The sequence below is a fragment of the Streptomyces sp. NPDC049627 genome (assembly GCF_044465645.1).
Taxonomy (GTDB): domain Bacteria; phylum Actinomycetota; class Actinomycetes; order Streptomycetales; family Streptomycetaceae; genus Streptomyces.
Window position 1 is genome coordinate 1 of the sequence record NZ_JBITLW010000019.1, and the last position, 26,419, is coordinate 26,419.

Here is a 26,419-nt window from a genome sequence, read left to right on the forward strand (position 1 = left end):
ATCCACGGCCGCGACTGACGTTTCCCCATGCCCACATCAACGAGCGATCAATTCAACAGTCACATGATCAACCCGCTTTTGTTAGAGCCAGTAAGGCTGCTGAGTTAAAGCGTGCCCAGCAGAAGGAGCAGCGGGCAGCGAAGGCTGCTGAGGAGCGTCGGCGCCGTCCGAAGCCGGAAGCCGCCAAGGCCGAGGCCGAGCATGCCCGTCTGCTAGCCGCAGGGGAGAAGCTCCTCGACCGGGAACAGGCTGCAAAGGCACGCGAGGTTGCCCGTATTGAGCGGGAGTTAGCTAAGCGCCAGGCCGAGCGGCAGCGCGCTGCAGAGCAGCGGGAACGGGAGCAGGCCCGCTCGGAGAAGGAGCGGCAGAAGCAGGCGCGAGAGGCCCGATTGGCGCAGTTGAAGGATGAGGCAGATCAACGCACGCTCCAGGCCCAAGAGCGCCTGGCGGAGCTACAGGCGGTGCTGACGGAACGGCCCAGAAGACTGACGAGTTGGCACCCATACGTCGAGCAGGCACTCGCTGAGCGGGGCCCGCAGGGCGTGGCCGATGCTGTGGAGGAAGTGCTTAATGGCTCGGCTGTGCCCGAGGGATGCCGAGCGGGTGCGGGAGCGGCTTATGTTCCGGAGGCTCAGCAACTCCTGATTGAGGTCGAACTGCCGCAGCATGAGGTGGTGCCGACCGTGGCCGCCTACAGGGTTATGGTCCAGCGGACCGAAATCGTAGCCCAGCCGCGTAAAGAGGCCGAGACCAAGGAGACTTACCGCACTCTGGTCGCACGCCTCGCCCTGCGGGCACTGGACGAAGCGTTCTCGACCACTCCAGCCGGTCTCGTCACCACTGTGGTGTTCAACGGGCATGTGAGCGCTAAGGATCGCGCGACCGGCCGTCCAGTGCACCCCTGCCTTGTGAGCGTGGTCGCCCGGCGCGAAGACTTCGACGAACTTGTACTGGACGAACCCCAATTGGATCCGCAGGAGTGCCTTAAATACCTGGGGGCTTTAGTCTCCCGCCATCCGCACGATCTGGAGCCCGTGCCCCCGGTCGTGGAGATCGACCTGTCGAGGTACCGCATCACCGCGGATGCCGGCGCCGTGGCAGGGCTCGACAGCCGACCCGACCTCCTGCAGATGGACCCCTACGCCTTCGAGCGGCTCGTGCGCGAGCTGTTCGAAGCAATGGGCTTCGAGACCTGGCGGACTCAAGGTTCTCGGGATGATGGTGTGGACGCCGTCGCTGTACAGCGTGACCCGGTGGGGATCACGGTCTTCGCCATACAGGCTAAGCGGTCGAAGAACGCCGTGCCCGTTGAGACAGTCCGCGCGTTGGCAGGCGTGATGCACGACAAGGCTGCAAGCCGTGGAGTCCTGGTGACGACCTCATGGTTCGGAAAAGCAAGCGATGACTTCGCTCACCGAACGGGCAGGATGCAACTCATCAACGGACGCAACCTGAAGGCGCTACTCAAGGAGTACTTGAACATGGACGTCCTGATCGGCCTCCCGAAGACACCTCCGGGTTGGCAGCCCTCTGACGTCCAATGAGCCGTCCAGACGGACCGATTGACCAAGCCGCAGCTCTGCACCACAACCGCACCAGATGGAGCGAGGAACACCGGGGAATCACGATGAAGGCAACCCAGCCGGGAGAGGCCCCACCCCGGCTGTTTGCCCAAGTCAGCGACCCAGCCGTCCGCAAATGCTCGCAGCTTCCCAAGCCGAGGTCGGTTACGGAGGAAAGTAGGGATCACCCATCAGGACCTCGTTCGCTGTCCGTCGGCGATCTCAGCACAAGATCTTTGGTCGGTGCCCCGACTGACGTTGACTTCGTCGCGTGGTCGAGCGCCTGTGGTATAGCCGTGGGAAGAGAATCTCCACAGATCAGCACCGGCAGAGAGCGTGTCGGCCTTGCTGCCGTACATGTCGATCACTGTTGTCGCGAGCATCTCGTGAGTCAGTCCATCGACATCGACAGCCGTCAACGTATAGGTGTTCCCGATGTGGCCGGGACCACCAACGTTGATCTGGTCAGCGTGCCAGCGTCCGCTACGCATGGTGGCCTCGCGGGCGAAGACGACCCGGTTGTCTCCCGCCTTGTTCGGAAACTCGACCGCGATCCAGAGGTGGTGTCCTTTCGGTAGAGTTCCGCTACCTCGCAGGCTCTGCACGCAGCGAGGAATCACGACGTCCTTGCTGTCGTCGTGTGACGTGATGTGGATGTCGTCACTGTCGGGCCAGAACAGGAACCCGCCTCCTGCCGGAAGCGCCACCACAGCCGCGGCTGTTGCGACCACTCCACCACGGCGATTGCGGTACGCCTGCCTGATTGTGAGGGCAAGGCTGCGCCACGATTCCTTCTGATAGCCCCAGAACCCAGCGGGACTCGGTGTACTTCCGGTCAGCTCACTCATGATCCCCCCAAGGTCGCCTTGCAGATGGCAAGGAGCGTGAAGGGAATCTAGCGATCCGGCCACACTAGATCACCCACTGCCGCGATTCGGCAACAGAATGACCGATGATGCCCACTACTGTCCGTTTGGTTCATTTCGGTGATCGGCACTCTCCTCACCGCATTCAGAGCTCTGGCGTTTCACTTTCCGTCTAATTCAGCAGCACAGCGAGCGCATGGGGTGGGTAACGAGCGTTTACCCGTCAGCGTCCCGCCGCCCCGAAGAAAGGGAGGTCTACTCAGTCGCGGACTGTCTGTGGACAAGCCCAGGCCAGCCGCTCGCAGACCCCGCTCTGACCAGCGGCAGCCCTTCCTACCTAAAACTCTCCGGAGCCGTTTCTGTGCAGCAACGGACCACGTCAGATCCGTCCATGTTGTGCTGGGGCGAGCCGCCTTAAGTCAGTCGAGCATTCTGATAGTGCCTCTCTCGGCGTAAGCACAGAAGCAACGGGGAGAGGAACCCGGTGCGAAACCGAGTTCCTCTCCCCGTTACTAAGAAGCGGAAGGTCGCTGCCGGCCACTAAACGCAGCCTTCCCCTTTCAGGGGCAATGAGGATCGCTCACCGCTAGGAGGTCACCGCGGCTGGTCGCAACGCGGAGCACATCGCGCAAGGCCCCGGTCAGGTCTTTGGCCAGCCGTCGCAGGTCCTCCGAGCCCGTGCCCTGGTCGTCGAGCTTGTCCGAGGCTTGCTCCAGCAGCTCGGCAGCCGTCCCCAGTTGCACCGCCTCGATGTTGTCCGCCAGGCGGGACATGTAGCCCTCCCTGTCGTCGGTGCTCAGGTAGCAGGGCTTGCCCTCCGGCCCCGACCACGGGAGGAGTCGCAGTTCGTTCGGTGCCGTCATCCTTGCGTCTGCCCCTCATTGGTCATGTGGTGGGTGGTGAAGACCGCGTCGACGCGGTTCCCCGGGAACACCAGAAGCGCGGCCTCGACGACTCGCCCGGTGGCGTCGGTCGCGACGCGTGTGACGGCGAGGACTGCCACGGCGGAGCGGAGACGGAGAGCCGATGCTTCGTCCAGCGTCGGTGGGCGGGCACATACCGTCTCCCGAACAGCTGCCGGCGGCGAGCTCAGGACGGCGAATCGCGTGACTGTCTCCCGCCACGAGGACTCATCGTCCAGTACTCCGGTCGGTGCCAGGTCGCGCGGGATGTAGATGCGGGCCAACCCGTGCGGTGACTCCCCCTCGTGGCTTACGCAGAAGAACTCGGCGAGAGGGCTGCCCGTCGGCACCTTCAGCAAGGCCGTCAGCTGCCCCTCTGCTGGGACCGTGTTGGTGCGAACCGTGACACGCAGGGCCGTTTCAGCAGCGGTGCGCGGGTCCAGCGTTCCCCATCCCCCGACGTACACGATCTTCCTGGGCGGGCGACGGACGAAGTTGCCCTTGCCGTGGATCTTCTCGATGAGGCCTTCGCCCTGGAGGACCCCGAGAGCCCTCCGCAAGGTCACCGTGCTGACCTTGTAGCGATCGGCGAGGCCGGCCTCGGACGGCAGGCGTTCGCCGGGCTTGATGCGGCCGGTCGTGAGCTGGCGCCGCAGATCGTCGGCGATCTCGTGATGGCGTGAAGGCACGGACCGGATCACCGCCTTCCCTGCATCCGAACGGCGACGAGCCGGGTTCGCGAGTGCATGGTCAGCAACTCGCCTGACTCGAAGAGGAGTTGCTTGCCGCCTTGGGGAAGTTGGAAGAGGTCGCTCACCCGGCGCGCCTGGCCGCCGAGTTGGATGATGTCGCCGCGCTGCACGGTGGCCGCGGTGACCTCGACGTTGGATGCCAGCGCGCCACCAGGTTCCCAGCTGCTCACCGCTCCGCCTCCGTGGGCGTGCAGTTGTGGGATGCCGAGTGACACGGGCAGGCGCATGTCTCGTAGACAATCGGCACGTCGACCGGTGCGGGGATCGGGGAGGATTCCGCGCAAGCAGGGTGTGTGCCGATACAGCAGGCGGTCGACCAGTAGGGAACAGCCGAGACCTCGATGGTGTAGGGCTGTTGGCGAGCCGGCATCAACGCACCCCTGCAAGCGACGACCAGGCCCCAGCGGGCAGGTGAGGAGCGACTACCACCGCGCGCGGCCGTACCCGACGCTCCCAAGCCAGCAGGTACGGGCGGACGAGCGCGTTCTCCTCCCCCGCGAGAGGGTGGCGGTGGTTCGCGGTATCGGGGACCCGGCCCAGGACGACCGTCGACGGATCAGCGGACGCAGGGACAACGAGGGCGGCCGTCGGCCGGGAGGGCCGTAAGGGGCGGCGGTGCCTGCCCCTGGGGAAGTAACGCGCTCTGGCAAGCGAGGCGGCACGGCGGATACGGTTGAGCACGCTGTTCAGCTCCTATCGCTGATGGCTCGGTCCCCCGACATCGCCCGTCGTGGGGACCGCTTTGTGTACGACCGCCCAGAGGGTGCGGCCGTTCAGGCTGGTGGCGATGAGCCCGAATCGGTCGGCATTCGCCACCACTTCCAGGACCTCCCGCCATAAGTCGGCGGAGAGCGACTCCGGCAGCTCCGCTTCGATCGACGTGTACCGGTCGTGTTCCTCCACACGCGCGTGAAGCCCGACGCCGGACAGTCGGGCAGCGATGGCCGCCGCGCTAAATCCCGAAGCGGGCACAGGGCAGCCTCCGTTAACCGGCGATCACTTTGAGTGAAGCTAGTTAACTAGATTAGAGCTAGTGGACTAGATTTTCCATATGCCTGAGCAGCCGCCTTATCTCCGCATCGCTGACGAACTCCGGCGGCGGATCGCGGAGCACGTGTGGGAACCCGGGGACCGCCTGCCTTCCCGCGCCCAGATCGGCCAGGAGTGCGGGGTGGGCGAGAACGTGGTCCGTCGGGCGCAGGAGCTGCTGATCTCCCAGGGCGTGCTGGAGGGCCGTGCCGGATCGGGCACTTACGTCGCCGAGCCCCGGCAACGGGTCCGGGTCGTCCGGTCGTCGGCGCGAGAGCGGCCCGATGCGTCACCGTTCCGGGCGGACATGAAGGCCGTGGGCAGGCAAGGGGATTGGGAGAGCCGGACCGAGGCCAAGGTGCCAGCGCCGGCGGACATCGCTGCGCGGCTCGGCATCGCCGAGGGCGACCTGTGTGTCCGTACGGCGTACGAGTTCCTGGCCGACGGCAGGCCGGTGCAGTTGTCGACGAGTTGGGAGCCGTTCGACCTCACCGCCGGCACACTCGTCGTTCTCCCTGAAGGAGGGCCGCACGCCGGGGCCGGTGTCGTGAACCGCATGGCCGCGATCGGGGTCACCGTCAGCCACGCCGTGGAGCAGCCGGAGCCAAGGCCGGCGACCGCCGAGGAGGCGTCACTTCTCGGCCTCCAGAAGGCCGCACTCGTGACGCACATCCGGCGGACCTACTACAGCGACGACGGGCGGCCCGTGGAGACGGCGGACATCGTGGTGCCCGCCGCGCACTGCGAGATCGTGTACGAGATCCCCATCAACCGCTAGCCGGCAGTCGACACCGAGCCGGAGTTACTGGAGTGCGCCGCATGACCAACGAGGTCCCGGTCTGCCCCGAGTGCGGCCAACCCATGAAGTCCGGTGGACTCGTGCTCTCCGGACGGGCGGACGATGGCCGACGGACATGCCGATCTCTGTGGCGGTGTACCGATCGGCATGTCTGGTGGGGTTGGACAGACCGGCCGGACGAGCCTCTAGAGGCCTGCCCGGTGCCGCATCTCTTCCGCTGAGATCGGACGGCACCGCGAGAGCACGTGTCGAATGCGTGTCGAGTTTACGGGTGAATGCCCTGCGAACCGTACGAGTAAGCAGGTCAGCAGCGGTGTGTCACTCGACCCGCCAAGCGCCTTCTAAGCGCTTGGCCGCAGGTTCGAGTCCTGCCGGGGGCGCCCTCTCTCCGCCCTCCTTCGGGAGGGCGTTTTTGCTGGTCAGAGGCCGTCCATCGGGCCCGGCAGAGCAGCTTCGCGGGTGCGGGTGGGCCCTCGGGCGGAGTCGGCTGATGTCCGGCTGGAGACGATTTCGTCCGGCCCTCGGCGGGTGTTCTTCCCGAAAACTTCCCGATGTTTCGGTGCGGTCTCTTGCCGTCGAACCGCTCACCCACGCCGCGGTCTGTGGTCAGCCACCAGCATCGCCCTCCGCCGCGCAAAGTGGGGCCCTGACCGTCCGTGTCATCCCGCCCGACCGAAGCTCAGCTCCTCGTACCAGGCGCGCATGCCTCGCCTCCTGCTACTCGGCCCGCCATGTTCTCAGCACGCCGGCGCTGCTTGCTGTGCGTGGCGGTAGCACCACTCGTCCACTTCCTGGCGGGCACTGGTCTGATGGACAGCCTCAGTGCGCTCCTCGAAGGCGAGCCTCAGGCAATCGCGCACGCCAAGAGGCGAGACAGTGCCGAAGCCTGGGCCGCGCGATGGCTCTCCGGCGTTTCAGCAAGCGACACGCTCCAAGCAGAGTGACGACACCCGCCAGTTCAGCTCTCGACGCCGCAGGACAGCCTCGTTGCAGCGTCCCAAACAAGTGCAAATCGTCATACAGGTTGAAGGAGCGCTGGATATCAGATCATCCTTGCCGCCATGAGTCTCGTCTCCACCTCCTTCGATGTGCCCGACATGGGCGACTACGCACACGACTGGGCCTTGGTTGATGTGGAGACGTCGGGCCTCATGGCCCGACGAGATCGCGTGCTGTCCGTCGCGGTGATCACGATCGGTCCAGACGGCGGGCAGACCGGGGAGTTCTCGACGCTGCTCAATCCGGGGTGCGATCCGGGGCCGGTGGAGGTGCACGGGCTGACCGTCGAACGGTTGCAGGGTGCGCCGACCTTCGATCAGGTCGCCGGGCGGATCGGGGCGATGCTTCAGGACCGGGTCCTGGTCGCCCACAACGCCCAGTTCGACTACGACTTCCTGGCCCACGAGTTCGCCCGTGCGCGGATGTGGCTGCCGGTGTCGCAGCGGCTGTGCACGCTGGCTCTGAATCGCCAGGTGGATCCGCCGACGGACGACATGAAGCTCGGCACCCTCGCCGCCCATTACGGCGTCCCCCAGCAGCGTGCGCACGATGCGCTGGACGACACTCGTGTGCTGGCCGGCATCCTGCGGGCGTCGCTGCGCGAGGCGGCGCGGCTCGATCTGCCCTTGCCGCTGGTGACCTGCCCGCCCCGGGCAGAGTCGCAGTTCACGCCGAAGCCACCGAAGACTCCCTGCGCCTACCGCAATCCGGGACGGCTGACTCCCTGCGGGCCTCTCCAGCAGGGGATGAAGGTCGCGATCACCGGCGAGACCGCCCATGCCCGGGCGGAGCTGGTCGGGCGGGCGGTCGCCGCCGGGCTGAACATGATGACCTCCGTCAGTCGGCACACCAGCCTGCTGGTCACCAATGAACCGGCGTCCGATTCGGCAAAGGCCCGACGCGCACTCGCCGAAGGCGTGCCGGTCATCGACGAGCACACCTTCCTGCGGCTGCTGGCCGACGTACGACCGGGGACAGCCCATGAGGCGACAGCCGTCGCTGTCGCCCCGTCGGCCGAGCCGGAAGCAGAACCCGTCGCCGGACCGGTGGATTTGGCGCCCACCACAACCTCTGCCGCACCCGCCCTAAAAGCCGCAGCTCTCCCCACGGCCGCACCCGGTGCGGGGGTACCCGCACCGCGTCGACCGGTGCCCTCCGTCGGCACCTTGGACAAGCCTTTGGCCGGGCGTCGCGTGCTGGTGCTCGGTGGAGTCCATGCCGATGCCGCGGCGGCCCGTACCCGCGTCGTCGAGCTGGGCGGGTCCGCGGCGGTCAACCTGTCCGCCAGCGTCACCGACGTCGTACTCCTGGAGGGAGGGCCGGGCGACCGGCGCATGAGCCGCATCACCGCCCTTGAACTCCCCGTGCACGACCTCCACTGGCTCACCGCTCCGACCGCCACCGCCCCGGCCGAGGCGGCCCTGCGGACTCAAGAGCCGCAGGTGATGCCGAGAGGCGGTGTCATCGACCTGCCCATGCCGCACGGCAGCCCCGCGCCGGAGTGGTACGTCACCGCCGGCTGGGCCCCGCAGTCCGGCTACGAGATCGACGTCGTCGCCTTCCTCCTCGACGAGGACGAACAGGTCACCTTCGACGAGGACTTCATCTTCTACGGCGCTCCCGAGAGCCCCGCCGGAACCGTGCGACTGCTGACCGGCGGCCCTGCCGAACAGACCATCGCCCTCGACCTGGCCTCCCTGCCGCCCGCGACGCGCAAGGTCGTCATCGCAGCGGCCATCGACGGCGCCGCCACCTTCGGGGCGGTCGGTGCGATCCAGATCGGTGCCGCCCCCGGTAGTAGCGGGGCACCGCTCGCCCGGGCCACTCTGGATGCCGCCACCACCGAACGCACCATGCTGCTCGCGGAGATCTACCGCAGAGGCCCGGTCTGGCGCCTACGCGCCGTCGGCCAGGGCTACGACCACGGCCTCGACGCCCTCGCACGCGGATACGGCGTCGACATCGCCGACTGAACGCCGGTGCCGGAAGCGGAGATCTGTCCGTCCCTACTTCCGGGTCAAGCCCGACGACGCGGTGCGAGCGTGGATCCAGGCTTGGGCACCGGCCTGCTCGGGGCCGGACCGGCGGGCAGGCGCTGGGGGCCTTCGATGCGCTGCTGGAGTTCGGCGAGCCGGCCCGTGATGCAGGGGGGGAGGTGGCGAGCAGGGGCGGGGACGCTGTTGCCGGCCCACTCGGCGACCTGGGCGGGTGGGATGCCGTGGTCGAGCCAGGTGGTCAGGCAGGTGTGGCGCAGTCGGTCCTGCTCGTCGAAACAGTCCGCAGGATTGGCCTTGACCGGGCCGTATCCGCAACTCTGGTCTGGCTCCATGGCGGAAGCCGCGGGCCGTCCACTTCATGGAGCAGATGCCCCAGGGCGCGGCCGCAGCAGCCGGAGGCGGTGCATTCCTGACCGGCGCCGTGCAGCCAGGCGAAAGTGTGCGCGGGTGCGTGAACGCCGGTATCCGATCGATATGACGCACAGGGAGGGACCTGGTCCGCCTGCTGCGCTTCAGCCACGGCGACGCCAACCTCGTTGAGCTGACCCTGCCGGAGGAGTCGGCCCTGGCAGGCACACAGGTCGGCGATGTCGAGTGGCCGGCAGGACAGCTCCCTGGTCACCAGCATCCGCAGCAACCGCGTCCTCACCCCATCCTGGGAGGGATGCGTACGCGATCCGCAGTCTCCGCACGAACGGCCGGGGCAGGCCACGGCCGTCCTCGGCGGACCGTAGCCGCCGGCCGAGGCACTCTTGGCAGGCGGCTACGGGCGGCGGCAGCCGGTCGGCACCGGCCGAGGAGCCCTCAGCGTGACGAAGGGGACGAACGCGACCCCTTCGAAGGGCGGGCCGACCGGCTGCGTGCGCCTACTGGAGCGGCGTACCACCCGACTTGCGGTAGGCGATCGTCTTGTTGATCAGGTTTCCGCCGTCGGACTCGACCGTTGTCTGCTCCTGCCACCCCGCGCCGAACAGGAGGGCGACGATATGCGCCTTCGCCACCTGGTCCATGTGCGCGAAGAGCCAGTCCACCTTGTCGTCCTTGTAGTGGTTGGTGGTGTTGTTCTGTGCCATGTTGCCCACGGGGATCTGCCACAGGGCCACCGGCTTGCCCACCGCCTCGGCCATCTTCTTCCAGAAGCCCAGCTCGGCGGTGGCCTTCTGGTCGGTCCAGAAGGTGTTCTTGCCACCGTGCTCCGGCTTCGCGTACCAGCCCGCGTCGCGGTCCACCACGTCGGAGACCAGGAAGTCGGCGTTCTTCGCCCCGAGCTCCTTGTAGTCGTTGATGCAGTCCTGGAGGTTGGTCTGCCAGTCCCAGCAGGAGAGGTGGAGCCCCACGCCGGAGTTAGGCGCGTACTTGCGCGCCATGTCGATCAGGCAACGGGAGAGCCCGGCGGCGCTGTTCTCCTGCGACCCGCAGTCCGTCGGATTCGCGGTCTTGACCTGCGCGGGGACCTTGTGCAGATCGCCGAGCGACCGGGCGAAGCCCCAGAAGTCGGGCTCGATGTCGATCATGTCGTCCCTGTTGCCGATCTTCTGGAGGAAGAAGCGGTAGTCGTTCAGGTAACGGGTGAGCAGGTCGGCCCTGTTGATGGCGACGACCTCGCCCGGACCGTCGCCCTGGCCCGCCAGATCCCCGAGGTCGCGCAGCGAGTACCAGGTCCAGAAGTACTTCTGCGGGCGCGGCTTGCCCTGGTACGTCGTCTTGGACGCCTTCTCGTTGCTCCAGGTCACGTAGGTGCCGGGCGCCGTGGTCTCGCCGTTCCAGCACCCCCACCAGTTCGACCACTCGGCCTTGCAGCGCTTGGCCGTGTAGTACTCCGAGGAGGGCGCGGGGTGGCTGTGCACGTAGTTGTATCGCATGTCGAACGGCGCGGCGGTCGCCGAGGCGTCGGACATCGAGGCACCGATGAGCACCGTGCCACTGCCCATGAAACGCTTCGCCGAGCTGCCGTTTCCGGTGGCCGGAGACGACGGCGACGGCGACGGCGGGCGGGTGCCGCTGCTCGGAGCCTGGCTTGTCGGAACGCTGTCGTCCGGCGTGGTGGGGCTGTTGGGCGCGGTGGTGCTGCCGGAGCTCCCGGTGCCGCCGACACTCCCGGCCGGGACGAGTTTCCACTGCTGGTTGGCGCCACTCTTGTCGTGGTGCTGGGTGACGCGGCCCCCGTCGGCCTTGGAGCCCTTCTCGACCTCGACGGCCATGCCACTGAAGCGATTGATCAGACGCACGTAGCCGCCCGACGACTTCTTCACGTGGAACTGCTGGTTGGCGCCCTTGTGGTCGTTCCACTGCACCAGGGCGGAGCCGGCGCTCTTCGACCAGCGGTAGTCGTCCAGCACCTTGCCGGAGTTCCGGTTCTGCAGCCGGTAGTTTCCGTCACCCGAGTCGATGAACCGCCACTGCTGGTTGGCCCCGCCGTTACGGCGCCACTGCACCACCGCCGCACCGTCGTGCGAGGCGTAGGCAAGGCCGTCCAGCACCTTGCCGCTGTCGCGGTTGACCAGCACGTACCAGGACTTCGTGTCGACGACGTCCGCTGAGGCCGTGTTGACCACGGCCACGGAGCCGCCTACGACTGCCAGGGCGACGGCCGCCCAGAGGCTCCGACGCTGGTACAACCGACGGCCGCGGTGCCCCTGCTGTCGGCCCGGAACAGCTGAGCGGAACGACAGGCGACGACGGCGACGGCGGCGGGCGGCGCGACCGCCGACGGGTGCCCCCTCAGGCGACGTGGATGGGGGAGGGAACATGCTCGGTGCTCTCTTTCAGCTGTTGCCTCTGACCGGACCGTCTGGTCCGAACATCCCCCAGTTGTCACAGCCTCCGCAAAGGTTGCCTCGGCCCGAAGAAGTATGTGCGGCCGCCGCGCGACCTGCTGCACGCCACCGCCGTGCGCGCCGAGGACGGCTCGGTCACCGTCTTCGCCGTCAACCGCAGCCGCACGCAATCCCTACCCCTGCAAGTCACCCTGAACGGCCTCGCGTTGGCATCGGTCGTCGAGCACAGCGCCCTCGCGGACGCCGACCCCGACGCACGCAACACCCTCACCGGTCCGGAACGCGTGACCCCGCACCAGGTCTCCGGGACCACCCTGAGCGACGGCACCCTCAGCGCCGTCCTCGAACCGCTGTCCTGGAACGTGATCCGGCTCGCCTAGTACTCCTGCCGGAGTTGGGCGAGGAGGAGGTGGGGGCTCCCGGCTGTGGCCGGCCGGGAGCCCCCATGGGGAACCGGGGGGCGTAGGTCAGCCCATGCCCTGGAGGCGCCAGATCTGGTTCCTCTTGTTGGTCAGCGCGCTCTCCGGGTCGCACGTCCACTGGTGGATCTTCGCGCCGGCCGCCGTCGAGATCTCGCTGACGTCGACGCACTTGCCGCTGTGGACGGCGGCCAGCTGGTAGTCCTTGCTGTTGCCGAGCGCGGTGACGGGCTTCAGAGTGAACATCTGGTTCGTGGAGCCGTTGCACGTGTACTGGATGACGGCGGCACCGTCGGTCGTGGAGGCGCCCGAGACATCCAGGCACTTGCCGCTGTGCTCATTCACGATGGTGTAGGTGTTCGCCCGGCCCGCGACCGGCTTGAAGTCCAGCATCTGCTGGTAGCCGCCCTCGCAGTAGTACTGCTGGTACTGCGTACCGTTGGCCGTGGACAGGTTGGTGTCGTCCAGACACTGACCGCTGTGCTGGGCCACCGCGACCGTGGAGACCGTCGTGTTGGACGGCGGGAGCAGGGTGACGGTGTAGCCGTCCGAGGCATCCGTCCACGGCACGCTCACCGAGGCCGAGTTGCCGCTCACGGTCAGCGTCTGGTCGGAGACCGTCACCGGACCCGTCACCGCGCCGCCGCCGTTGTTCGGTATGCGCTGGACGACCGCGCGCACCCGGCCGTTCTCCACCACCGACGTGGTGTCGAGGCGGTTGAGGCTGACGTTGACATTGCCGGTGTTGCCGTTGCTGCCCAGCAGGATCTTCGCGTTACGCGCGGAGTTGTCCTTCGTCGCCAGCCCGTCGGTGTTCGTACCGGCCGTGACCTTCACGACGTTCCCGGTCTGCGAGCCGTAGTACCGGTAGAGGAACCATTCGCCCAGCGGCAGGTACTGCCCGGCGCTGTTCTTGGTGAGCAGCTTCGCCTCGAAGTCGTGCAGGTTGTTGGCGGACGCCCAGTTGGCGCGCAGGCCGTCGGCTCCGGCCCGCTCCAGGCGGGAGATGTACCAGCCGCCGCGGCCCGGGTTCTGCTCGGTGGGGGAGGCGTACTCGTTGACCTGGAACGGACGGCTCGTCGTCATCGACCGCGCCGACAGCTTCGAGTTGACCGCGTTCGAGTCCGCGACCGGGTCGCCGGGGAGGTCGTGCCAGCTGTAGATGTCCGGCTCGACGTTGTTCGCCTTGACGTAGTCCAGGTACGTGTCCCACCAGGACGAGCCGGTCGACCCGGGCTTGCCGGCGCTGCTGGCGCCGACGATCACCGCGCCCGGGAAGGCCGCTCGGATCTTCCGGTAGGCACGCTTCCACATCTCCAGGTACTGGGCCTGCGGCCGGTCCCAGAAGGGATGCCAGTCGGGCTCGTTCCAGATGTCCCACTCGACGTCGGTCATGCCGCCCGCCTTCGCGTCGGCGATGAGGCGGTCGTAGAAGGCGTCGAAGAGGGTCCAGTCGCCGTTGTCACCGGGGTACGTGGGGCTGGCGGTCCCGGTCCCGTCGGCGCCCCACAGGTCGTGCGGCAGGATGACGAAGGTGCCGCCGAGCGCCTTGGTGCGCTTGTACTGGGCCAGGGTGGAGTTCCACCGGCGGTCGTACTTGCCGGCGACCCAGCCTCCCGGGTTGTCGAGCTGGGCGCCTCCGGCCCGCATGAACTTCCACTTGATGTCCTTGTAGAAGTGCTCCTGGGGCAGCGAGCCGTTCTCGGACATCCCGTAGATGGTGCCCGAGGCACGGTAGGTGGGGGCGCCCCCGGCGGTGGCGAAGTCCACGGCCACGGTCGTGTCGGCGGCCTGCGCCGACGTGCCGGGAAGGGCGACGGCGGCGACCGACGCCAGGAGGGCTGCGAGCGCGGTGACCGTGCGCGGGTGGGATCCCATCCGGGCGGGGCTGCTCGTGCGTCCGGATCGGGGAAGGGGGCGAGGTGCGTCGTGCATGGCGGGTCTCCCGGGGAGGGGTGGGTGCTGCCTGGGCGGAAGGGGGGTGCCCAGGGGGTCGTTCAGCCGCCGGTGTGCGCGGCCGGTGCGGGTGTGGTGTGCCGGAGTGTGTGGGCTTCGGCGAGGAGGAGGTAGGCGGCGGCGGTCCAGGTGTAGGCGCGGTCGCGCAGGCCGGTGCCGGTGAGGGCGTCGAAGTTCTCGGCGAAGCCGTGGGTTTCGCACAGGGCGCGGAAGCGGGCGCTGATCTCGTCGGCGAGGCGGTGGTGGCCGGCGCGGCGCAGGCCGTCCTCGATGAGGACGGTGGCGGGGGCCCAGATCGGGCCGCGCCAGTAGCCGTCGGAGAGGTAGTGCGGTGAGGTGGGCAGTTCGGTGGCCAGGCCGTACGGGGTCAGGTGGGCCTCGATGCGGGCGGCCAGGGTTTTGCCGATGTGTTCGGGCAGGTGCTCGCCCAGGGCCATCGGCATCAGGTCCAGCAGGCTGGAGGTGCTCCAGGTCGCGCCGCTGTCGACGCCGCGGGCCACGAACCGCTCTCCCGTCCACAGCTCGTCGAGCATCGCGGCCTGGGTCACCTCGGCGGTGCGGGTCCAGTGGCGGGCCTCGTCGGGCAGGTCCAGCTCGGTGGCCAGTCGGGCGAGTTCGCGGAGCTGGAGGGTGAGGAAGGCGGCCAGGTCGGCGGTGACGACCACGCGTGCGGGGTCGAAGGTGGTGGCGTTGTCCCAGCCGCTGTCGTTGCCGTGCTGGTAGTGGGGCAGGGCGGCGCCGGGTGCGCGGCGGGCGGTGAGCCAGAAGTCGGACCAGCGGGCCAACCTGCCGTAGACCTCGGTGAGTTCGGTCCGGCTGAGGGGTTCGGGGAGTCTTCGGCGCAGGTGGGACAGGGTCCAGCCGTGGATGGGCGGTTTGACGAAGTTGTAGAGGACCTCGGAGTGGGTCACCGAGTCGGGCAGGGCGCCGGTCTCGTCCTGGTGGTCGAACGGCAGACGGAACTGGTCCCACGCCAAAGCCGGTGCGCCGGGGGCCAGGGCGAGGGCGTTGAAGCAGTGGTCCCAGCTCCAGACCTTGTCCATCCAGTGCTTGGACATCAGCACCGCGGGCCGGGTGACCAGGCCCGCCGGACGGACCGTGGCCGACCACAGGACGTAGGCGGCGAGTTCGGCGGCCGGCGTGGCGGACGAGCGCCACGGAGCCACCGCGTCCACGAACGTCGCGAAGGCCTGCTCCGCGGCCGCCACTACGACGTCGAACGTCTCCGAGGACGCGTAGGGCAGGCGTGCGCTGTCCAGTTCCTCGATCGCCGCTTCCCAGACCCCGCCTGGGTCCGCGGTGACGGTGACGCCTCGTGCACTGGTGCCGAGGGCCTGACCACCGGACACCTCGACGGAACCCGACAGCACGGTGACCCGGTAGCGGCGCCCGGTCTCGTAGGAGGTGAACACGTACGCCCCGTCCACCGGGTCGCGGTAGAAGTAGGTGCCCGTGAAGGGGGTCAGGGTGTCCGCTGCCGCGGTGATGCGCAGGCCGAGTCCTTCGCCGCGCAGGCGGACGGTGTCCGGGGAGGCGTAGGCGAGGGCTATGTGCCCTTGCTCACCGGTCCAGCTGAGCAGGCCCGCGGTCGCCTCGGTGCGGGTCCCCGCGCGCTCGCCCGTCGTCGCCTCCAGGGGCGTGAAGCGCAGGATCGCGTGCATGCCGTTCTGGTGCGAGACGAGGTGCAGGTCCTCGGCCCGGGTCTTCTCCGCGAGTACGGGCGAGATGCCGAACCAGGAGCCGTGCGTGCTGAACGGGATGTCGTGGAGGGAGAAGGCCGGGCCGGATCGGGCGGCGGTCATGTGGTGTGACTCGTTTCTTGAGCAGGGGTGACCGACGGGGGGTTCGTGTGGTGGTCAGTCCTTGACGGCACCGGCGGTCACGCCGGCGGCCACGTAGCGCTGGGCGAGGACGAGGATCACCGTGGCGGGCAGCGAGGCCACGACGGCGGTGGCCATGATGGCGTTCCACTCCTGGTTGTTGTTGCCGATGTAGTGGTAGATGCCGAGCGTGATCGGCTCGTGGGCGCCGCCGTTGGCGAGGGTGCTGGCGAAGATGAAGTCGGACCAGGACCACAGGAACGCGAACAGCGACACGGTGACGACCGAGTTGCGGCTCATCGGCAGCACCACGGACCGGAAGGTGCGCAGCGGCCCGGCTCCGTCCATCTGCGCGGCCTGGAGGAGTTCGCCAGGGATGCCGGACATGAACGCCGTGAAGATCAGTACCGCGAAGGGCACGGCGAGAGTGGAGTCGGCGACGATCAGGCCGGGCACGGACTGGAGCAGGCCCAGCTGCAGGTAGATGGCGTAGAAGCCCATCGCCATGATGATCCCGGGGATCATCTGCGCCACAAGGAAGAGGAAGCTGAGGACTCCCCCGCCCCGGGGGCGCAGTTTCGCCAGCGCGTATCCGGCGGGCGCTGCCAGCGCCACGGTCAGCACGACCGTGCCGAGACCGATGACCAGGCTCGTGGCCAGGTAGGGCAACTGCTCGTCGAACACGGCGCGGTAGCCGGCCAGCGTGCCGTGCACGGGGAACAGGTCGGGCGGGGATTTGCGCATGTCCTGGTCGCGGGTGAAGGACACGTTGAGCATCCAGTAGACCGGGAAGAGCATGACGGCGGTCAGTGCCAGGCCAAGGCCGGTCTTCCACCCCGTACCGCGAAGCCGGAGCCGGTGCAGCAGGTTGTTCATGCCAGTGCCTGCTTTCGCTGGACCCTCAGATACACCAGGCCGAAGACCAGGGCGGCGACCACGAGCAGGTTGCCGACGGCCGCTCCGGGGCCGAAGGCGGGCAGGAGGTTGCCGAAGCCGAGCTGGTAGGACCAGGTGGCGAAGGTGGTGGACGAGTCGGCCGGGCCGCCCTTGGTCATGATCCAGATGATGTCGAAGACCTTGAGCGTGTAGACCAGGCCCAGCAGGAGGGTGATCGCGGAGACCGGGCGCAGCAGCGGGAAGGTGATGCTCCAGAAGCGCCGCCAGGCGCTCGCGCCGTCGAGGGCCGCCGCCTCGTACAGCGAGCCAGGGATCGACTGCAGTCCGCTGTAGAGCACGACCAGGTTGAACGGGACGCCGATCCAGATGTTCGCGATGATCACCGACGTCAGCGACCAGTCCGGTGAGGTCAGCCAGTTCACCGGGTCGACGCCGAGGGCGTGCAGGGCGGCGTTGACGATGCCGGAGTCGCTGTTGAGCATCCACGACCAGGTGGAGGCCGACACGATCAGCGGCAGCAGCCACGGCACCAGGAACAGCGCCCGCAGGGTCGCGGAGAGCTTGAAGTGCTGGTTGAAGAAGACCGCGAGGGCCAGGCCGATGGCGTACTGGAAGAACAGGCACACGGCGGTGAACACGACCGTGTGGGTCAGGGCGGGGCCGAAGGTCGGGTCGTCGAAGACCTTCTGGTAGTTGTCCGGTCCGGTGAACGGCGCGTCGCCCTGGACGAAGGAGCGGACGGTGTAGTTACGCAGGCTCAGGTCGAGGTTGCGGTAGAGCGGATAGGCGTAGAAGAGGACGAGGTAGAGGGTGACCGGGGCGAGGAAGGCCCAGGCAGCCCACTGCTGGGAGGTGGGGCGGCGGCGCCGGGCGGCGGTGGGGGCCGGGGGCGGGGCGGCGATGGCCGCCGCCCCGTTCCGGTCACGCACCGGCCGGGGGTCCGGCAGGGGTGTCGTGCGTTTCATCAAAGGCCCTGGGTCGGGGTTGCCTGACGGTTTACTTGGTGGCGGCGTCCTGTGCCGCGGAGAGCGCGTCCTTGGGCGACTTGGAGCCGCTGAGGGCGGACTGGACGGCCTTCCACATCTGCTCGGAGATCTTGGGGTACTTGGTGCCGAGGTCGTCACTGGTGCGCCCCTTGGCGGCCTTGACCGCCTCCACCCAGGGCTTCAGCTCGGCGTTCGCCGCCACCTGCTTGTCCTGGACCTCACTGGTCGGGGCCACGTAGGACAGGGTGGTGTCGGTGGCGTTGAGGTTCTCGGTGCTGGTCAGGCAGGACACCAGCTTCTGCGTGGTGGCGTAGCGGTCGGTGTCGCCCTGGACCGGGACGGTGACGAACTCGCCGCCCGTCGGGGCCGCGGCGTTGCCTCCGCCGGCGCCGGGGATGGGCAGGACGCCGTAGTCGAAGCCGGCTTTCTTCGCGTTGGCGAGCTGCCAGGTGCCGTTCTCGGCGAAGGCGTAGTCGCCGCCGGCGAACTCCTGCCAGCTGGTCGTCTGGGTGTTGTTGATGACCGAGTTGGGCGCGTACCCCTTCTTCAGCCAGTCGGTCCAGAGTTTCAGCGCGGAGACGCCCTCGGCCGAGTCGAGTTCGGTCAGCTTCGCACCCGAACCCCAGAACCAGGGCAGGAACTGGAAGCTGCCTTCCTCCGTTCCGATGGCGGAGAAGGTGATGCCCTTCTTGCCGGCCTTCTTGACCTTGTCCAGGGCCGCCGTCAGCGACTTCCAGTCCTTGATCGAGGCGACGTCGACCCCGGCGTCCTTGAGGACCTTCTTGTTGTAGTAGAGCGCAAGGGTGTTCGCGCCGATCGGCGTGCCGTACGTCTTGCCCTCCGACTGACCGGCCGCCAGCAGATTGGGGTCGACCTTCGAGGTGTCCAGCTTGTTCTCGTCGGTCGTGGTCAGCACGCCCGCCTCGGCCAGCGTCGACACCACCGGGTTGTCGACGATGAGCACGTCGGCGGAGTTGTCCTGCTGCGCCGCCAGCAGCGCCTTGTTCGACAGGTCGCTGGTGTCGAAGGCGGTCCGCTTGATCTTCACGCCGGCCTTGGTGCCGCAGTCGTCCAGCAGCTTCGCCCAGGCCGAGGTCTTGTCGAACTGCGGGTACGGGTCCCAGATGGCGTACGTGCCGCTGTCCGCGCCCTGGGAGCCGGCGCTGCCCGAGCCGGAGGAGCAGGCGGTGGCACCGGCGGCCACGGTCAGGACGGTCAGGGCTGCGGCGGTCAGACGGCGGTGTCTGGAGAAGTGGTTCATTGAGGGTTCCCTTGTTCTGACATGCGGGTGCCGAGGGCACGGGGTGAGGAGGAGAGGCGGGCACGGAGAACGGCGCCGCTGAGCAGTTCGGCGTGGGGCGGTGTTTGGGGCGGTGTGCGTGGAGGGGGTCAGAGGGGGGTGGCGGGCCCGTCGCCCGCGGTGGGTCTGGCTTGCGTGGGCCCGGTGCTCGCCCGCAGGGAGATCGGTGGCGCGAGGAGATGGTGCCGGGGCGGTGCGTCGGGATGGCCGAGCCGCTCCACCAGCAGGTCGACGGCCCGTCGGCCCATCTCTTCCGCCGGCACGTCCGCCGCGGTGAGCTGCGGGGTCACCGTCTCCGCCCACCGGCTGGCCACGACTCCGGTGACGGAGAAGTCGCGCGGTACGTGGCGGCCCGCCTCGGCGAGCCCCCGGTAGAGGCCACCGAGCGCGGCCTCGTTCAGCGTGACCAGAGCGGTGGTGGCCGGATCGTCCTGCAGGATCCGCTCCAGGCACGCCTGACCGGAGGCGGCGTCGTCCCCGCAGCAGTAGGTCCGCACGGTCAGCCCGCGCTCGGCCGCGGCCTTGGTGAAGCCCTCCAGCCCCCGGTGCGCGGACTCGTAACCGGCCCGCAGAAGCTGTTCGGGCCGGTTGACGAGGGCGATCCGGCTGTGGCCCAGGTCCGCGAGGTGGTGGACGCACGCCGCCGCGAGTGCGGTGTGGTCCAGGCCGACCCACCAACCGCCCTCCGGACGGGCGGTGCGGCCGATGGCGACGGAGGGGAAGTCCAGGGCGGCCAGGTGATCGATCCGGTCGTCCTGCAGCCTGATCTCCATCAGGATCGCGCCGTCGACCCGCCGCTCCCCCAGCAGCCGCTGGAACGAGCGGTCGCTGTCCACGCCGCTCGGGGACAGCAGTACGTCGTAGTCGTAGGCCGCCGCGGCCTCCACCACACTGCCGATGAAGTCCAGCTGCATCCCGGTGTAGTGGTTCCCGGCCGGCGGGAAGACCAGGCCGATCGTGCTGGTCCGGCCGTTGGCCAGGGCGCGGGCGCTGGCGTTCGGGCGGTAGCCCAGTTCGTCGATGACCTCCTGGATCTTCCGGCGCGTGTCGTCCGACACCGGCCGTTTGCCGCTCAGCGCGTACGAGACGGTGGAGCGCGAGACACCGGCCCGCTTGGCGATCTCACCGATGTTCACGGCGACTCCTTGGTCGAACCGGTTCGATGTTCCGTGGAACGGAACCTCGAACCGCGTAGGTGGTGGAGTTGGAGTGGGTACTTCGGCACTGCGGTGGCAAGTCAACCGATCACCGGTCGTCGAACCGGTTCGGTGAAGCGAAGATAGGAACGACGCGGAGGGCTGTCAACGCCTGCGGTGAAACTTTTCGAAACCGTCCCGTAACCCGGATGTTCTGCGGACTCCGCTCGCGTCAGAGGTGTTGCTGAGAGCTTTCCTCGCTGCTAAGTTCCTGCGAACCGGTTCGACACCACCCGTGATGCGGAGCCTCTTGGCCACGAGGCCCGCGCTGCCAGGTGCGGGAGTGTGCCAGGTCAACGACACCCTCATGCTGCACCGGCGACTCGCCCGCGACCACGACCACCGACCCGACAACGCGGCCTCCCGCGTCTACTGGACCTCCACCGCCGGCATGCTCCGCCGCCGACATGCTCCGCCGCCTCACCACCCCTACCCCAGCCTGGGGGGACGACGTGGAGCCGACCACGTGAACGTGAGCGAAGCTTCCTCGTCTGGTCATTCCGGACAGGTCTGGGCTCGCCGACGGACTCGGGCAGCATGGTCTACATCGCGGAGACGACCGTGGCTGATCCCACTCGTCTCATCAGCGAACCGGTGTTGCTGACGCGCCCGCTGTACGGCTGGGAGAACGTGCAGGGGACGATCAACAACGAAGGCCCGTACCCGTTCCTGACCGACGAGACCGTGTACATCACGTACTCCGGTGGAGCGGCCAGAGGCTACACCTGCTCCATCGGGATGCTGAGTATTCCCCGAGGCGGTTCCAGTCGGTGGAAGGGCTCTATGGTGCCGGGCGCAACTCCCTCTTCACCGACCACGACGGCAACACCTGGATCTGCTACCACGCGGTCGCCTCGCCCGTGGGTCACGATGTGGTCTCGTCCGCGATGCACCGAGTCCGCTTCGGCAAGGACGGAGTTCCCGCCTTCAACCTCAGCCCGGCCCGCGACCTGCGAGAGGAACTGACCGACATTCGCCTCGAAGTGGTGGTGCCCTGATGCGGAGGACAGGCCCTACCTAGGGCTGATGGCATCGGCGAACGGCCTGGGCGGCACCCGGACCTGGTAGGAGGTCCGGGTGCCGTCGTCACACGACGGCGGTGAGGTGGAAGACCAGGGCCTGCACAGGCAGCAGGGTGGGGCTGAAAACCCACCTCGGCGAGCAGCCGGCCTGAGAGCACGAGTCGGGTGGTGGCGCTCAGCCGGCTCGGGGCGCCCACTCGGTCCGTGATGCGCCGACGTCGTTACGCACCTGCACCGTGTAGCGGCGGCCGGGGTCGAGCCCGGACAGCCGCAACCGGTCAGCGAGGGACTCCTCGGGCTGGGCGACCGCCGCGACGGTCCACGGGGCTTGTGATCGATCATGAGTGACGACGCCGCGCACCCGCAACGCGGGTCGACGTCGTCGGGGTGGATCACGGTACCGCTGTGCAGGAGGTCGCGAAGCTCGCGGTAGAGCGCCCCGTACGCGCGGACCGACTTGAGCTCGGTGTCGTCGCAGCCGAGCAGGTCATGCTCGTGCAGCGTTGGAGGTGAAGCGATCGCCGACGCACACGGATGAGCCGGTGGCGACCACCGCCCGCCGTCCGAGTTTCCCGACCCCACCAACTTCGCGAAGTTCTTCACCCCTCACGTCGGCACCTGCCCCGGCACCTTCCGCCACATCCGCCAGGACCAGTTGCGGTTCAGCGAAAGCCAGGTGGCGGGCGCGGCCGAAGCCATTCGATGCGCTTCGACAATGATGTCGCCAGGTGAAAGAAATGTGTCTTCCTGCGCAGAGTGTTGCTGTTCAGACGTCCCATCATTACTGTCCCCGAAGACGCAAGCGCTTCGACACTTCGCGCCTGTGTCTGGCCAGTCCGGTGCTTGAAGTAAGGGGACCGAGCACCGTTCCCGCAGTTCTTGAGCGCGCCACCTCGACGACACGAGCCACCCACCATCGCGAGCAGCACCGCATGTGAACGGAGCGAAGGTGTCAACACGTCAGCTGACCGACCGTCTCGGCCGCCTCGCTTTCGGCGGGACTCCAACTGCGAGCAGTGGAAGGAACCACTTCGCCCAGGGCGGGCCTTCAAGGCGATCAGTCGGCTGACTGCGCAAGCACCTCGGACGGAGCTGAGTCGCGCCGTCCCGAGCCCGGACTCGCCTGCGAGCGACACCTCGCGACGGCAGAGTCCGCCACCAGACCAGGGGGGACCGGAACAACCCATCGCCGTCCTTGGAGGGACACATGAGATGGCAAGCCCGTAAATCCATAAGCGGCAAGTCGGCCGGGTTCGGTCGGCTGGCCCTGATCGTCGCCGTGATCGCCGGGTTCCTGAGCTTCGCGTCTCCGGCGCAGGCAGCGGTGTACACCACCTGCGAGCGGTACGGTCAGTACACCCAGGGCACCTGGACGATCCACAACAACCTATGGGGCGACAACTACGGCAGGCAGTGCCTGACCGTCGACAGCATCAAGTCCTGGTACATCGATGCGAACCACTCCGGCGGCGGGATCAAGTCCTACTCGAACACCTCGGTCCGGCCCCAGACGCCGCTGTCGCAGTTGAACTCGGCGGGCTTCTGGTACAACACGTCGTCGGCTCCCGCCGCCGGCGGTGACAACTGGGGCTGGACGGCCGACCTCTGGTCCACCAACAACCAGGACGAGATCATGGTCTTCACCAGCTGGAACCCGGGACCGCTAGGCGGCTGGGGAAGGCAGGTCGCGTCCAACGTGACCATCGGCGGCGTCCGGTACGCGTCGGTCTGGCAGGCCGATCCCGGCTGGAACGTCCTGCAGTTCATCCCCGCCCAGCAGAGCAACACCGGCACCATCGACGCCGCGGCGGTCTGGCGATGGGCCGCGTCGCAGAACCTCCTGCGCAACACCACCTTCGACACGATGCAGTTCGGCGTCGAGATCAGCTCGACCAGCGGCGTGCAGAAGCGGTACTCGCTGAACTCCTACAGCGCCTGGTGGAGCAACACCTCCGGCGGCGGATCAAGCATCTAGCCGCAATACGCGCGACACGACGGTGCACTCCGTCCGCGCATAGAGGCGAACGCCGGAGCGATTCTCAAACGCATACCTTCTCGTCTTCCACCAGGTCGGCAAACGGCCCGCGCTTCAGCAGATGAAGAACGTCGCCGACCTCACCCGCTGGCCACTGGCAGGGCCAGCGGGCCGAAGGCGGCTTCCGCATCTACAACCAGAAGATGCCGATCGTGGCGACCACTCTGGAGCTGCTGCGCGAGCACGGCCCGACCGGGCCCGCGTTCTGGCGCTTCGGCCGCGAGGACCGACAGAACCTGTGGGAAGCGATCGGCAACCCCCGCCGGGACGTTCACCGACGACCGGTGGAAGGCCGGCATCGCGGTCGACTGGGGCCGCGGGGACAGCCACCCGCACCTGTGCGACGACTGCAAGGCCCGGGCAGTCGAAGCGGAGCGGCAGGCGGAACAGGCCGAACACGAGCGCCAGGAGCAGGAGCGCCAGGAGGCGGAGAGGGCGCAGGCCTCGAAGGCCGGCGGCTGGCTCGGACGCCGGCGCAACTGACCCCGGAAGCCCTCACCGTCGACAACCGCGTGCCAGGGAATCGTCTCCAGCTCGATGAGCGAACCGACACGGGGTACATCTGCCCGGCCTTCGATCAACTCGTGACGCAGGTCTAACAACAGGAGTTTCCTTCAGACGGCGATCAGCCGCCCGGGCGACCGGAGCGGCTTGGCCACGATTCCCTCAACGCCGGTGCCTTCGAGCGTCTCGAACCAGAGCAGGGCAGCGAGGCACACGCGCGCCTGATCGGTCGGGGCCCCCGCCGTCGCGGCCCGTAATGATCACCAAGCCCGCACCCGCACGCGCTGCTGCCTCCCCCCTCACGACAAGAGACCCGCATAACCACGGAACCCGAAGCCGCTTGGTTCAATCTGCGATTTCGGCTCGCGAATCGTGCGAAAAGTATTGACGCACTTCACCGGAACCTTAAGATCCAGTCGATCGACACTTCGACCCTCGTTCGTTATCTCGAACACGCTAGGGCCGCACCCCTGCCGGATTCAGGACAGCCTCTGACGGGCGAACCGGTACCGCCAGCTCCAACGATGACGAGGTTCGCATGCACAGACGTAGTTTCAGCCGCAGACACCCGTCTGCGGTGCTCGCGGCTACCGTTGCTGCCCTGGCCGCCTTGGCGGCGACGCTGCTCGCCAGCCCCGCTCAGGCGGCCACCACCAGCGCCGTACGCGGCGTCGCTTCCAACCGGTGCCTCGATGTGCCGGGCGCCAGCCAGACCGACGGCACGAACGTGCAGATCTGGGACTGCAACGGCGGTACCAACCAGCAGTGGACCCTGACGGACAACAACCAGCTGACCGTGTACGGCAACAAGTGCCTGGACGTCCCGAACCACGCCACCACGGCCGGTACCCGGCCGGTCCTCTGGTCCTGCAACGGCGGCACGAACCAGCAGTGGCGGGCGAACGCCGACGGCACGATCGTCGCCGTGGAGTCCGGACTGTGCCTGGACGTCAGCGGCGGCGCCACGGCCAACGGCACGGCGGTGCAGCTGTGGGACTGCAACGGCGGCAACAACCAGAAGTGGACCGGCCTGTCCGGGACGAGCACCACGTGCGCACTTCCGTCGACGTACCGGTGGTCCTCGACCGGCCCACTGGCGCAGCCGCAGAACGGCGCGCTCGCGGTGAAGGACTTCACCACCGCGAAGATCAACGGCCAGAACCTGGTCTACGCCACCACCTCCGACGGAAAGTCGTGGGGCGCGACGATGTTCAGTCCCTTCACGAACTGGTCGGACATGGGGACAGCCACCCAGAGCAAGGTGAGCGGGTCAGTGATCGCGCCCGAACTGTTCTACCTCTCGACCAAGAACATCTGGGTGATGGCCTCGAACGGGTGGGACACCGCCTGGCCCTTCACCTACCGCACGTCCAGCGACCCCACCAACCCCAACAGCTGGTCCGCGCCGCAGCCGCTGTTCACCGGCAGCCTCCCCGTCGGCGGCCCGATCGACCCGACCCTGATCGCCGACGACCAGAACATGTACCTGTTCTTCGCCAACGACAAGGGCGGCATCTTCAAGTCGACCATGCCGCTCGCGAACTTCCCCAGCAGCTTCGGCTCGTCGTACGAGACGGTCATGAGCGACACCGAGGAGCGCCTGTTCGAGGCCCCGGAGGTCTACAAGGTCCAGGGCCAGAACCAGTACCTCATGATCGTCGAGGCGCGGGGTGCCAACGGGCGCTACTTCCGCTCCTTCACCGCCCCCAGCCTGAAGGACAAGTGGACCGAGCAGGCCGGCACCGAGAGCAACCCCTTCGCGGGCAAGGCCAACACCAACCAGACCTGGACCAACGACATCAGCCACGGTGACATGATCCGCGTCAACTCCGACCAGACCATGACCATCGACCCCTGCAACCTGCAGTTCCTCTACCAGGGCAGGTCTCCCTCATCGGACGGCACCGACTACCTGTCGCTGCCGTACCGGCCGGCCCTGCTCACCCTGCAGCGCTGACCCCGCCCGCTCAACGGTGATCGCGACGCGGGTCGGCCCGCCGACGCGTGGACGAGCTGTCCACGACGTGGGCGAACCCATCCGCTGACCGACCCACCACCTTGAGGAACCCCAGCCGCGCGTCGGCCGGGGTTCCTCCCCTCACCACCTCCACCGCGACCATCCAGCTGGACTACGCGACGATGCGCGACGGCGGCCGGGCCGGACTCGCCCTGCTGCGCGACCTCTTCGCGTGGATCGGCATCGAACGAGACGGCGGCACAACACGGTAGTGATGGTCAACGGCTTGACCATGGACAGCAATCGGAACGCCGCCGGCACCAGCACCGAAGTCGCGAGCGCCAACGTCACGGGCGGTCGCATCTGGCTGCGCGCGGCCGCCGACATCCGCCCCGGCGCCTCCCGTCCGGGAACCTTCTCCACAGCACCGACGGCACCGACTTCACCCGCCTGGCTGACCACACCCCGAGCGCAGCGACGTCCCTCTCCCCCGCATCTGACCGGCTGCTCAGTCCCCGAGCCGCAGCATCAGGAAGGACCACACCATGTCCAGTACCGACGTCCACAGACCAACGGTTCCCCCGACCGCGGTGAGACCACCCGCCACCGTTACGAGACTCGCCCGGGCAACCTGGGTGCTGATC

The 26,419-nt window shown here is 67.9% G+C and carries 19 protein-coding genes and 4 pseudogenes; 10 read left to right on the forward strand and 13 right to left on the reverse strand.

Annotation, left to right across the window (positions count from 1 at the left end):
* Positions 1 to 1,544: restriction endonuclease (locus tag ACIBU0_RS39265; protein ID WP_398828369.1), on the forward strand; the 1,544-nt coding region annotated here is incomplete at its 5' end.
* Positions 1,545 to 1,753: 209 nt separating this feature from the next.
* On the opposite strand, the gene ACIBU0_RS39270 is transcribed toward ACIBU0_RS39265, so the two are convergent.
* From ACIBU0_RS39270 to ACIBU0_RS39290, 5 genes are all read right to left on the reverse strand, one after another.
* Complete coding sequence (locus tag ACIBU0_RS39270) at positions 1,754 to 2,410, reverse strand: hypothetical protein (protein ID WP_398828372.1); 657 nt, start codon at positions 2,408 to 2,410, stop codon at positions 1,754 to 1,756.
* Positions 2,411 to 2,988: 578 nt separating this feature from the next.
* Positions 2,989 to 3,291 (reverse strand): hypothetical protein, encoded by a 303-nt coding sequence (locus tag ACIBU0_RS39275; RefSeq protein WP_398828375.1) that lies wholly within the window; start codon positions 3,289 to 3,291, stop codon positions 2,989 to 2,991.
* Positions 3,288 to 4,019, reverse strand: coding sequence for a GntR family transcriptional regulator (locus ACIBU0_RS39280; RefSeq protein ID WP_398828378.1), 732 nt, complete (start codon positions 4,017 to 4,019; stop codon positions 3,288 to 3,290). Before ACIBU0_RS39280 ends, ACIBU0_RS39275 begins: the two co-directional genes overlap by 4 nt.
* Before the next feature lie 8 nt (positions 4,020 to 4,027).
* Positions 4,028 to 4,252, reverse strand: a complete 225-nt coding sequence (locus ACIBU0_RS39285; RefSeq protein ID WP_398828380.1) for a hypothetical protein — start codon at positions 4,250 to 4,252, stop codon at positions 4,028 to 4,030.
* A 523-nt stretch (positions 4,253 to 4,775) separates the two neighbouring features.
* Entirely contained in the window at positions 4,776 to 5,054 is a 279-nt protein-coding gene (locus tag ACIBU0_RS39290; protein ID WP_398828382.1) for a hypothetical protein, read from the reverse strand.
* A gap of 79 nt (positions 5,055 to 5,133) precedes the next feature.
* On the opposite strand from ACIBU0_RS39290, the gene ACIBU0_RS39295 reads away from it, so the two are divergent.
* Together ACIBU0_RS39295 and ACIBU0_RS39300 are read left to right on the forward strand one after the other, a co-directional pair.
* Positions 5,134 to 5,889 carry a GntR family transcriptional regulator gene (locus ACIBU0_RS39295; RefSeq protein ID WP_398828384.1) on the forward strand — a complete coding sequence of 252 codons (756 nt, stop codon included), beginning with the start codon at positions 5,134 to 5,136 and terminating at the stop codon, positions 5,887 to 5,889.
* Positions 5,890 to 6,971: 1,082 nt separating this feature from the next.
* Positions 6,972 to 8,882, forward strand: coding sequence for a TerD family protein (locus ACIBU0_RS39300; RefSeq protein ID WP_398828386.1), 1,911 nt, complete (start codon positions 6,972 to 6,974; stop codon positions 8,880 to 8,882).
* A 44-nt stretch (positions 8,883 to 8,926) separates the two neighbouring features.
* Here ACIBU0_RS39300 and ACIBU0_RS39305 read toward each other — a convergent pair whose 3' ends face one another.
* Positions 8,927 to 9,238 carry a hypothetical protein gene (locus ACIBU0_RS39305; RefSeq protein WP_398828388.1) on the reverse strand — a complete coding sequence of 104 codons (312 nt, stop codon included), beginning with the start codon at positions 9,236 to 9,238 and terminating at the stop codon, positions 8,927 to 8,929.
* A gap of 158 nt (positions 9,239 to 9,396) precedes the next feature.
* On the opposite strand from ACIBU0_RS39305, the pseudogene ACIBU0_RS39310 reads away from it, so the two are divergent.
* Positions 9,397 to 9,640, forward strand: a pseudogene (locus tag ACIBU0_RS39310) (hypothetical protein); the annotation flags it as partial.
* Positions 9,641 to 9,772: 132 nt separating this feature from the next.
* On the opposite strand, the gene ACIBU0_RS39315 reads toward ACIBU0_RS39310, so the two are convergent.
* Positions 9,773 to 11,467: an RICIN domain-containing protein gene (locus ACIBU0_RS39315; RefSeq protein WP_398828390.1), complete on the reverse strand. Its 1,695-nt coding sequence runs from the start codon at positions 11,465 to 11,467 to the stop codon at positions 9,773 to 9,775.
* 308 nt (positions 11,468 to 11,775) lie between these two features.
* Here ACIBU0_RS39315 and ACIBU0_RS39320 point away from each other — a divergent pair.
* Positions 11,776 to 12,063, forward strand: a pseudogene (locus ACIBU0_RS39320) (alpha-L-arabinofuranosidase C-terminal domain-containing protein); the annotation flags it as partial.
* Positions 12,064 to 12,150: 87 nt separating this feature from the next.
* On the opposite strand, the gene ACIBU0_RS39325 reads toward ACIBU0_RS39320, so the two are convergent.
* The 6 genes from ACIBU0_RS39325 to ACIBU0_RS39350 all read right to left on the reverse strand — a co-directional run bounded on the left by ACIBU0_RS39325 (position 12,151) and on the right by ACIBU0_RS39350 (position 20,197).
* Entirely contained in the window at positions 12,151 to 13,980 is a 1,830-nt protein-coding gene (locus ACIBU0_RS39325; RefSeq protein ID WP_398828393.1) for an RICIN domain-containing protein, read from the reverse strand.
* Positions 13,981 to 14,099: 119 nt separating this feature from the next.
* The gene (locus ACIBU0_RS39330; protein ID WP_398828396.1) at positions 14,100 to 15,860 is read right to left on the reverse strand and encodes an amylo-alpha-1,6-glucosidase; all 1,761 of its coding nucleotides are present in this window, start codon (positions 15,858 to 15,860) and stop codon (positions 14,100 to 14,102) included.
* A 54-nt stretch (positions 15,861 to 15,914) separates the two neighbouring features.
* Positions 15,915 to 16,754, reverse strand: coding sequence for a carbohydrate ABC transporter permease (locus tag ACIBU0_RS39335; RefSeq protein WP_398828399.1), 840 nt, complete (start codon positions 16,752 to 16,754; stop codon positions 15,915 to 15,917).
* Complete coding sequence (locus tag ACIBU0_RS39340; RefSeq protein ID WP_398828402.1) at positions 16,751 to 17,740, reverse strand: carbohydrate ABC transporter permease; 990 nt, start codon at positions 17,738 to 17,740, stop codon at positions 16,751 to 16,753. Before ACIBU0_RS39340 ends, ACIBU0_RS39335 begins: the two co-directional genes overlap by 4 nt.
* 31 nt (positions 17,741 to 17,771) lie before the next feature.
* Positions 17,772 to 19,022: an extracellular solute-binding protein gene (locus tag ACIBU0_RS39345; RefSeq protein ID WP_398828405.1), complete on the reverse strand. Its 1,251-nt coding sequence runs from the start codon at positions 19,020 to 19,022 to the stop codon at positions 17,772 to 17,774.
* Positions 19,023 to 19,150: 128 nt separating this feature from the next.
* On the reverse strand, positions 19,151 to 20,197 hold the full coding sequence (locus ACIBU0_RS39350) for a LacI family DNA-binding transcriptional regulator (RefSeq protein WP_398828408.1): 1,047 nt from the start codon (positions 20,195 to 20,197) through the stop codon (positions 19,151 to 19,153).
* 349 nt (positions 20,198 to 20,546) lie between these two features.
* On the opposite strand from ACIBU0_RS39350, the pseudogene ACIBU0_RS39355 reads away from it, so the two are divergent.
* The 5 genes and pseudogenes from ACIBU0_RS39355 to ACIBU0_RS39375 form a co-directional block, all read left to right on the forward strand.
* Positions 20,547 to 20,727, forward strand: a pseudogene (locus ACIBU0_RS39355) (hypothetical protein); the annotation flags it as partial.
* Positions 20,728 to 21,027: 300 nt separating this feature from the next.
* A complete protein-coding gene (locus ACIBU0_RS39360; RefSeq protein ID WP_398828411.1) occupies positions 21,028 to 21,255 on the forward strand; it encodes a hypothetical protein in 228 nt (75 codons plus the stop codon).
* A 1,231-nt stretch (positions 21,256 to 22,486) separates the two neighbouring features.
* A complete protein-coding gene (locus ACIBU0_RS39365; RefSeq protein WP_398828414.1) occupies positions 22,487 to 23,254 on the forward strand; it encodes a hypothetical protein in 768 nt (255 codons plus the stop codon).
* 1,102 nt (positions 23,255 to 24,356) lie between these two features.
* The gene (locus ACIBU0_RS39370) at positions 24,357 to 25,775 is read left to right on the forward strand and encodes a non-reducing end alpha-L-arabinofuranosidase family hydrolase (RefSeq protein WP_398828417.1); all 1,419 of its coding nucleotides are present in this window, start codon (positions 24,357 to 24,359) and stop codon (positions 25,773 to 25,775) included.
* A gap of 146 nt (positions 25,776 to 25,921) precedes the next feature.
* Positions 25,922 to 26,228 (forward strand): annotated as a pseudogene (locus ACIBU0_RS39375) (xylosidase); the annotation flags it as partial.
* Positions 26,229 to 26,419 lie beyond the last annotated feature (191 nt).